General features: G+C 74.8%; 6 protein-coding genes and 1 pseudogene. 3 read left to right on the top strand and 4 right to left on the bottom strand.

Features of this window, described 5'->3' with window-relative positions:
- Both HG543_RS47770 and HG543_RS47765 read left to right on the top strand, forming a co-directional pair.
- A pseudogene (locus tag HG543_RS47770) lies at window positions 1-2334 on the top strand (hypothetical protein); the annotation flags it as partial.
- A 4-nt stretch (window positions 2335-2338) separates the two neighbouring features.
- On the top strand, window positions 2339-3121 hold the full coding sequence (locus tag HG543_RS47765) for an ATP-binding cassette domain-containing protein (RefSeq protein WP_169351641.1): 783 nt from the start codon (window positions 2339-2341) through the stop codon (window positions 3119-3121).
- A 262-nt stretch (window positions 3122-3383) separates the two neighbouring features.
- Here HG543_RS47765 and HG543_RS47760 read toward each other — a convergent pair whose 3' ends face one another.
- Window positions 3384-3899: a hypothetical protein gene (locus HG543_RS47760; protein ID WP_169351640.1), complete on the bottom strand. Its 516-nt coding sequence runs from the start codon at window positions 3897-3899 to the stop codon at window positions 3384-3386.
- Between the two features lie 178 nt (window positions 3900-4077).
- Between HG543_RS47760 and HG543_RS47755 the strand changes: the two genes are divergently transcribed.
- On the top strand, window positions 4078-6288 hold the full coding sequence (locus HG543_RS47755) for a spermidine synthase (protein WP_169351639.1): 2211 nt from the start codon (window positions 4078-4080) through the stop codon (window positions 6286-6288).
- A gap of 1 nt (window position 6289) precedes the next feature.
- On the opposite strand, the gene HG543_RS47750 is transcribed toward HG543_RS47755, so the two are convergent.
- The 3 genes from HG543_RS47750 to HG543_RS47740 form a co-directional block, all read right to left on the bottom strand.
- Complete coding sequence (locus HG543_RS47750; RefSeq protein ID WP_169351638.1) at window positions 6290-7054, bottom strand: YoaK family protein; 765 nt, start codon at window positions 7052-7054, stop codon at window positions 6290-6292.
- Between the two features lie 370 nt (window positions 7055-7424).
- Window positions 7425-7769, bottom strand: coding sequence for a histidine triad nucleotide-binding protein (locus HG543_RS47745; RefSeq protein ID WP_169351637.1), 345 nt, complete (start codon window positions 7767-7769; stop codon window positions 7425-7427).
- Window positions 7770-7829: 60 nt separating this feature from the next.
- A complete protein-coding gene (locus HG543_RS47740) occupies window positions 7830-9236 on the bottom strand; it encodes a glycosyltransferase family protein (protein WP_343073624.1) in 1407 nt (468 codons plus the stop codon).
- Window positions 9237-9284: the final 48 nt, after the last annotated feature.

Raw genomic sequence — 9284 nt, 5'->3', positions numbered from 1 at the left:
CCCCTGGACCTCCGCCCCACCGAGCTGGCCCTGCCCACCGTCGGTCCGCGCACGGCGCCTCCCGAGCCGGAGCTGCCCTGGAACGACGAGCCCGCGGCGCCCGCCGCCAGGGCCGCGGAGTCGACGGACCCCCGGGCCGAGCCGCTCTCGCACGCTTCGCCCGCGGAGACCCAGCCCATCCGGGCGGATGCGCTTCAGGCGGCGCTCGCGGCGTATACGCCTCCGTCCGCCTCGCAGTCGATTCGCGCCGCCGCGATTCCCCAGTCGGCCGCGTCGCGGGCCACCTCGGCTCCGCCTCCGGCCGCCGCGCCTCCTTCCCCCGCGACGTCGCAGTCGATTCGCGCCGCCGCGATTCCGCCCGCGCCCCCGGCTCCGTCCGCGTCGCAGGCGATTCGTGCCGCCGCGATTCCGCCACCCGCGGTGCCTCCGTCTCCGGCCTCCTCGCAGGCCCTTCGTGCCGCCGCGATTCCCCAGCCGCCCGGGGTGCCTCCACCGCCCACGAGCTCGCAGGCGATTCGTGCCGCCGCGATTCCCCAGCCGCCCGGGGTGCCTCCGTCTCCGGCTTCATCGCAGGCGATTCGTGCCGCCGCGATTCCCCAGCCGCCCGCCGCGCCCGCGCGCGCCGCGATGCCTCCGGTGGCCTCGGCGTTCCCGGCGGTGGAGGCACCTCCGGCCGCCCAGCCGCCGCGCCCTCCGCCTCCTTCCGCCGTCCCCGCGCGTTCGGTGACGGGCGCCGTTCCGGTGCAACCTTCCATGCCCGCGGCCATGGCGCCGCCGGCCCCCGCGGCCCCGCAGCGCACGGGCGCGGTGATGATGCCCGCCGTCGTCCCGCCCGCCTCGGGCGCCACGCCGCCGCGCACCGCGTCCCTGACGGCCATGCCCGTGGTGGCGCCGCCCGCGGGGTCCACCCCGAGCCGTGGCACGCCCCCGGTGGTGCAGGGCACTCCCGAGGAGGACACCGGCAGGGGCGATTCCGCCTCCGACGAGGGGCACGCGGACGACTCGGAGTTGCCCGTCGTCACGCCCGAGGAGATGGGTCACTCCGAGGAGTCATCCCGGCTCGGCGATGCGGACACGCATCCGCGCTTCGCCCGGCCTTCCCGGAGCGAGCGCAACGAGGACACCCAGCCCCGCGCCGTGCGCGACACCGACCCGCGCATCGTGCGCGACGGCGACACCGACCCGCGCGTGGTCCACCGCCACGACGACACGCAGCCGCGCGTCGTGCTGGACGAGACGCTCCTGCGCGACGTGGAGGGCAGCGTCGTCGAGCCGGAGGAGAAGTCGTCTCCGGGCCGTCCCCGTGCCACCTCGCGCCGCGCCCGCGCCTCCGCGGTCGGGCTGCCCGCGCAGCAGGCCGCTCCGCGCCGCACGGGCTCGATTCCCGCGGTCCGCGCCGCGCCCCCGGCCCGCGCCGACGACGACGAGGACGATGACGTCCGCGTGTCCCTCTCGCCGCGCGAGGACACGCGCCGCACGCCCATCCCCACCCGCCCGGACGCGGAGCCGTCCGAGCGCCGCGCCGCGGACAACACCCGCCGCACGGCGGTGCCCACGCGCTCCCGGCGCCTCGGGCCGGTGTGGCTGGTCATCGCCCTGGTGATGCTGCTGCTGGCCGCCGTGCTGGTGTTCACGCTCAACCCCGGGCTGCGCGTGGCGGTGGGCCTGGAGCCGCAAGGCGCGGCTCCGGCGCGCGGGTCCACGCCAGACGATGATGCCGCGCGGGCGAGGCCCACCGCGTCGGGAGTGGCGCGCCCCGTGACGGCGGAGACCGCTTCCGAGACCGCCGCCCCCGCCGCCGGTCGGGTCGTGCCCGCGGTGGCGACTGGCGAGGTTCCCGCCGTGGCGCCCGCCAGCCTGAAGGTCGCCCCGCCTCCCGTCGAGCCGGCACCGGCCGTCGAAGCCCCGGAGAGCGCGCCCGCAGCCGTTGCTCCCGCTCCGGCACCCGGTCCGAGCGCCGACGGCGCGGACGTGGAAGAGGAGGACGAAGAGCTCCTCGCGCCACCCGAGGCTTCCCGGCCGCGGGTGTCGCAGAAGAACGCCCCCACGGTGAAGCGGGCGGCCCCGCCGAAGAAGGTGCGCCCCACGCCGCGCGGGGCCTCCAGCGGCGGGCAGAAGCTGACGCAGCTCCAGCTGGAGTGGCGCGCGATGAACTCGCTCTACCAGCGGATGAAGGCGAAGCACTCCTGTCTGCCGCTGGGCCTCGTGTGCAAGCGGTACGGGGACCTCAGGAACGAGGTGGAGGCCGCCGGCGACGTGAACGACGAGGACACGTTGCAGAAGGTGCGGAAGATGCACGAGGAGCTGGAGATCAAGCAGCTGGAGCTGCGGTAGCCACGTGGAGCCGCTGCTCGTCACCCGGGAGCTGGTCGCGGGTTATGGCGCGCGCCCCGTGCTGCACGGCGTGGACTGCGAGGTGCGCCCCGGGGAGCTGTGGGCGGTGCTCGGGCCCAATGGCACGGGGAAGAGCACGCTGCTGCGCGCGGTGCTCGGGGTGGCGCCCTGGGTGCGCGGCGAGGTGCGGCTGTTCGGCCGGGCGCGCGCGGAGTGGGAGCCTCGGGCGCTGGCGCGGAAGCTGGCCTGGGTGCCGCAGTCCTTCGAGCCGGCCGAGGGCTTCAGCGGGCTGGAGCTGGTGTTGATGGGCCGAGGCCCCCACCTGGGGCTGTGGGGCCTGCCTTCCGCGAAGGACACGGCGCTGGCGCGAGCGGTGCTGGAGGAGCTGGGCGTCGCGTCGCTGGCGGACCGGCCCGGCGAGGCGCTCTCCGGTGGCGAGCGGCGCATGTTGCTGCTGGCCCGGGGGCTGGTGCAGGAGCCGGAGCTGCTGCTGCTGGACGAGCCCACCGCGTTCCTCGATGTGGCGCACCAGGTGGGCACGCTCGACCGGGTGCGCGCGCGCGTGGACGCGGGGCTGGGCGCGGTGGCGGTGCTGCACGACGTCAACCTCGCCGCGGCCTTCGCCACCCACGTGCTGCTGCTGCGAGACGGGAAGGTGCTCGCACGGGGGCCGGTGGACACCGTGCTGGAGCGCGGCGCGCTGGAGGCCCTCTACGGCCTGCCCATGGAGACGGCGCTCGCCCCGTCCGGAGCGCGCCTCTTCGCGCCTCGCGCGCCCTCGCGCTGACGGCCCCGCTTGGACGACTCCGCCGGGGGGCTCCGCGCCTCACGCCGTGCGCGCCACTCGAGGCGCCAGGGCCCCGCGCGGACGACTTCGCCCGGGGACCTGCCTCCACGCCTCACGCCGTGCGCGTCACGCGAGGCGCCAGGGCCCCGCGCGGACGACTCCGCCCGGGGACCTGCCTCCACGCCTCACGCCGTGTGCGCCACGCAAAGCCGCCACGGCCCCCGCGGCGGATACCTCCGAGCAGGGGCCGCTCACGCCGTTGCTACTTGGGGCCTTCCTGGCCACTCGCGCCGCCCCCGCTCGCGGTGCCCGCGCCGCCTCCGCTGCCGGTGCCCTGGACGGCCGAGCCGCTCTCCTGGCCACCCTGGGGAGGCTGCGGCTGGCCCGCCGCGCCGGAGCCGCCCGTCGCCGTGTTGCCCGGAGGAGCGCGGTAGCTGTCCGCCAGGCTCAGGCCCAGTCCCTCCGCGGACCGGCCGGCGACGCCCGTGGCCTCGTCCCGGTTGCCCTCGTTGGGGCCCGCGGTGCCGCCACCCAGGGGCGAGCCCCGCGGGAACTGCCCGGCGGCCGCTTCCTGTTCGCGCCCGGCCGGGTGGTCCTGGGACGTGCCGCGCACCTCCGCCTCGTCCTTCGGCTTCGGCCGGTCCTCCCGGTGCTGCGGCGTCTCGAAGGCGTGTCCCTCACGGTCGGGCGCGTCGCCCTCTCCGCCCTGGCACCCGGCCACCGCGAGCCCAACGCCCGCGAGCAGCCCCACCACCCATCGCTTGGAGCCCTTCGTCATGTCCTCGCTCTCCTGGGGGCGGCCGGTATCCCCGCCGCTCCCGGCTTTTCGACAAAGGTAGGGACGCGGAGGCGGGCCCAGGGCACGGAGCCCGCCGGACGCCCGTCCGCCCGCCTGCTGCACCGGGAAGTCGGGGTTTTGACAAGCAGTAGGGGGAAGAGAAACCCTCCCCGGTTCCATGTTCCGCTACGCCCTGGCCATCTTCACGAGCGCCTTCCTGCTCTTCGGCGTGCAGCCGCTGGCCGGGCGCTATGCGCTCCCGTGGTACGGCGGCACGCCCGGCGTGTGGACGGCGTGCATGCTCTTCTTCCAGGTGGCGCTGCTGGGCGGGTACGCGTACGCGCATGGACTGGCCTCCCGGCTGGCCCCGCGCACCCAGGCCCGCGTGCACCTGGGGCTGCTCGCCGTGGCGGTGGCGGTGCTGGTCCTGCGCACGCTCTGGGAGGGCTCTCCGGTGGCGCCCGGGCCGGCGTGGCGGCCGTCGGGCTCGGACCTGCCGACGCTCCGCCTGCTGGCGATGCTCGCGGCCACCATCGGCCTGCCGTTCTTCGTGTTGAGCACCACCGGGCCGCTGTTGCAGTCCTGGTTCGCGCGCGTACGGCCGGGCCTCTCGCCGTACCCGCTCTATGCGCTGAGCAACGCGGGCTCGTTCCTGGCGCTGCTCGGCTACCCGTTCCTGGTGGAGCCCTGGCTGGGGCGCGGCGCGCAGGCGTGGGGCTGGGGCGCGGGCTTCGTCGTCTTCGCGGTGCTGTGCGCGGTGTGCGCGGTGGACGTGCTGCGCCACGCGGACGCCCCCGCCGTGTCGAGCGCTTCCGCGGACGCGGCCTCCCCGTCCGCCGCCGCCCCGCGCGAGGAGCCGCGCCCGGACCTCCGCCGCACGCTGAAGTGGGTGGGGCTGAGCGCGTGCGCGTCGGTGCTGCTGCTGGCGACGACGAACCAGCTCTCCCAGGACGTGGCGGCGGGCCCGTTCCTCTGGGTGATGCCGCTGGCCTTGTACCTCGTCACCTTCATCCTCGCCTTCGCGCGCGAGTCTTTCTATTCGCGCGCCCTGTTCTCGGTGCTGCTCATCGCCTCGGGGGCAGGGGTGGCGCACGTGCAGATGGCCGGGCCCCACGCGCCGCTCTCCGTCCAGCTCCTCTCGTACGCGACGGCCCTCTTCGCCGGCTGCATGGTGTGCCACGGCGAGCTGTACCGGCTGCGGCCATCGCCTCGTCACCTGAGCGCCTTCTACCTGTGGGTGTCCGCGGGCGGGGTGCTCGGAGGACTCTTCGTCAGCGTCGTGGCCACGGCCCTCTTCCGCTCCTATTGGGAGTACCCGCTGTCGCTGGGCCTGTGCTGTGTCGTGGTGCTGCTGGGCATGGCGCGGCGGCCGGCGGACGAGACGGGGAGCCTGCGCATGCGGCGCATGCTGCGCGGAGGCATGCTCCTCGTCGTCGCGGGGAACCTGGTGCTCACCCAGTGGCGCGAGCACGGCCGCGCGCTGCACAGCGCCCGCAACTTCTTCGGCGTGGTGCGGGTGATGGAGCAGCACGAGCAGGACCCGGGCAAGCACTTCTACAGCCTGCGGCACGGCGGCATCACCCACGGCTGGCAGTACGCCGCCCCCGAGCTGCGCTCCCGGCCCACCACCTACTTCACGCGCGAGTCCGGCCTGGGCCTGGTCATCGCCGAGCAGCGCCGCCTGCGCGAAGCGGTGGGCCTGCCGCCGGGCCTCCACGTGGGGGTGCTCGGGCTGGGCATCGGCACGAGCGCGGCGCTGCTCGAGGCGGAGGACGCCGGGCGCTTCTACGAAATCAACCCGGCCGTCATCTCCCTGGCGCGCGGCGAGGGCGGCTTCTTCTCGTACCTGCGCGACACGCCCGCGAAGGTGGAGGTGGTGGAGGGCGACGCGCGCATCTCCCTGGAGCGCGAGCTGGAGCGCGGCGACCCCCAGGGCTTCGACGTGCTGGTGCTGGACACCTTCTCCTCGGACGCCATCCCCGTGCACCTGCTCACCCACGAGGCGGTGGCGCTCTACCGCGAGCACCTGGCTCCGCACGGCGTCATGGCGCTGCACATCAGCAACGTGCACCTGGACCTGGTGCCGGTGACGCTCGCGCACGCGCGGGCGCTGGGCCTGCACGCCACCTTCGTCTTCCTCGACTCGCAGGGCGATGCGCTGCGCAGCCACTGGATGCTGCTGAGCCCGGACCGCGAGTTCTCCTGGGGGCCCACCTTCAAGGGGACGCTCGCGCAGGTGCGCCGCCTGGGCCTGCGGGGCGAGCCGGACTTCACGTGGACGGACGAGCAGAGCAGCCTCTTGCACGCGCTCCGCCGTCAGGACTCGCTCGCGGGCGGGCTCGACGAGGACGCGCGGCCGGCGCTGGTGTCCCAGCCGGACGCGGAGTGACTCAGGCGTTCGGCCGCGGCTCGGGGCGGGCGACGGGGCTCAGGTCCAGCGCCACCAGCAGCACCAGCACCGCGCACGGCAGGCCCAGCGTGGCCGGGCCGTACTGGAGGAACAGCATCGGGCCCACGGTGCACCCGATGAGGAAGGCCGCGGCGAGCCCCAGGTGCAGCCGGGTGCGCTCGAACTGGATGGCGGAGGGCAGCGCGCGCACCTGCCGCAGCACGCCCCCCACGCCGTGACCCCGGGCACCGTCGCGCACCCAGGCGAACATCTGCACCAGCTGGATGCCGATGTCGGTGATGACGCCGGTGATGTGCGTGGTGCGCACCACCGCGCCGGACACGCGGGTGACGAGCGCGTTCTGCAGGCCCATGGCGAACGACAGGCACCACATGAGCGAGGGCTCGCGCGTGTCGGGCGTGGACATGAGCCACGCGCCGATGCCGCCCAGCATGCCCGCCTCCAGCAGCAGGGCCGAGGCATGCCTGCCCCGGGTCCGGTGACGCGAGGCCTCCAGCAGCGCTGACGCCGTCACCGCGCCCAGCAGGAAGGACAGCAGCACCTGGGCGCCCAGCGTGGCCATGCGCCAGTTGCCGGCCGCGAGCGACTCGCCCAGCAGGGCCATGTTGCCGGACATGTGCGACGTGTGCAGGCCCAGCGCCACGAAGCCCGTCGCGTTCACCGCGCCCGCCACCCCCGCCAAGAGGAGGGAGAGCAGGGTGTAGGCACGGCGACTGCGGGGGGAAGATTGAGCGCTGAAGGGCATGACGCGGAAGGCCGAAGACGGACGACCGAGGCTAACACCCGGGCGCCATGGCGGAGGGCCGCTGCCGCGCCCGGTTCCGCTCGGCTGAGTGGCCGCTGGGGGGCCGGGTGGAAGAGACGCTCATGCGCGACAGCGGACGAGGGTGCTCGGCCTGGAGGTCGCGAGAGACGTCAGCCCCCGAGCACGCGCGGCGCACCGGCCGGCGCCCGCGAAGTCACCCGGCCACGGTTGGCGGCACGTTCCCGGGGATGGGAAGGCTTGCGGGCCGGTGCTTGCGAAGGTGCCCGGCCCAGCCTCGCGGCCACCGAGCCAAGGCAGGCACCCGCCCGCGAGCCATCCGGTGCTCACGGGCGGGCCGTCGCGAAGGTGCCTACCCCGGTGGCCACATGAGGGGCCGGCCCGCGAGCAGGTGCAGGTGGATGTGGAACACCGTCTGCCCCGCGTCGCGCTGGGTGTTCATCACCACGCGGTAGCCGTTGTCGGCGTGGCCGCGCTCCTTCGCCACCTTCGCGGCGGCGATGAAGAGGTGGCCCACCGCCTCGCGGTCCTCCGCGGTGATGTCGTTCACCGTGGCGATGTGCTTCGTCGGGATGAAGAGCACATGGGTGGGCGCCTGGGGGTTGATGTCCTCGAAGGCCACGCACAGCTCGTCGCGGTACACGACGCGGGCCGGGATGAGGCCGTCTCGAATCTTGCAGAAGAGGCAGTCGGGCATGGCCTCCGGCTTAGCAACGCGCGGGGCCGCGGGGAATGGCCTCGGTGGGTTTCCGTTGGCTCACGGAAGCCGCCACGTGTAGCCCGGGTCCGGCACGCAGCCGTCGCGCAGGCGCGCCAGCACCACCGGCCCGGACTCGGCCAGCACCTCGCCGGGGGCGTACGCCGGGAAGGTGATGACGTGGCTGAACAGGCCCGAGCCCCGGGGCGGCCCGTTGGGCGGGTACAGCGGAACCGGCTGGTGCAGGTAGCTGTAGCCGCCCGTCCACGCCAGGTGCACCACCTCCACCTTCAGCCCGCACACGTCATCCCGCCGGCTGGCCGCCAGCAGCAGCCGGTTGATGTCCCCCGCGTCGTCCCAGGCGCTGGCCTGGGGCCGCGAGTCCTCGTACTGGCCCACGTCCCCGAAGGTGAGGCGCCCCGCGCGCAGCCCGGACAGCGCGGCCACCGCCGTCACGGCCAGCGCCGCCACGATGCGCACGCCCCGGGTGCTCCAGCCCACCAGCAGCGAGTCCAGCCCCACGCCCGCGAGCGCGGTGAACAGGGGCAGCACGGGCACCAGGAAGCGCAATTCCTTGTGCGGCTGGAGCGCATGCAGCGCGAAGAAGAGGGCGCTGACCGCCAGGAGCCCCGGGGCCCGGCGCGCCGCCAGCAGCACCAGCACTCCGGTGACGAAGGTGACGGCCGCCATGCCCTGGAAGAGGACGCGCCCGTAGTAGCTGAAGGGCGCGGTGCCCCAGGCGGACGCCCCGTCCTTCAGCACGTTGAATTCCAGATACACCCGCGCCGAGTGGAACCAGCCGCCCCACGTCAGCCTGTCCAACAGGCCGTATAGGAAGGCCCACCCGGCGAGCACCGCCAGCGCCTCGCCCGCCGCGCGCCACCGCCGCTGCGCCAGGAGCACCGCCAGGAGGCCCACGCAGAAGATGCCATTCTGCAGCCGCAGCAGCACCGCCAGCCCCAACAGGCACGCCCCGCCCAGCACCGCCCGCCGCGAGCCGCCCCGGGGCAGCGCCAGCGCCAGCCCCAGCACCACCGGCAGCGCGGAGGCATTTTCACTCAGCGCCCGGGGCGCGAAGTAGATGGGCACCGCCGCCAGGGCGAAGAGGGCCGCGCCCGCCGCCGCCGCCAGCTCGGACGCGCCATACGCCCGCGCCAGCCGCCAGCTCCCCCAGGCACACCCCACACCCAGCAGGGCGAAGAAGCACTTGATGACGTCCAGGTACACCGCTGGCGCCGTGCCACCGAGCAGCCGGGCGAGCCCCAGCACCCCCGCCACCAGCCCGGGGAGCGCCCAGTTGCGGGCCCCCTCCACGAACTCCCAGGCCACCAGCCCGTAGCCGAAGACGAGCCGGTGGGCGGGCTCCAGGCTCTGGTACACCTCGTCCGGCCAGTAAAGCCCCTCATCGTTGAGGGCCCAATGAATCCGGAAGGCGGCGCCCGCGAGGAGGACGAGGGCCAGCAGCACCCGGCCGGGCAGGCGCTCGGGGGCCTGTCTCTTCTACACATCTGACGC

It is taken from the genome of Pyxidicoccus fallax (genome assembly GCF_012933655.1).
Taxonomy (GTDB): Bacteria; Myxococcota; Myxococcia; order Myxococcales; family Myxococcaceae; genus Myxococcus; species Myxococcus fallax.
The sequence above is the reverse complement of the archived record's forward strand: the minus strand, read 5'-3'. Positions and strand labels throughout refer to the sequence as shown.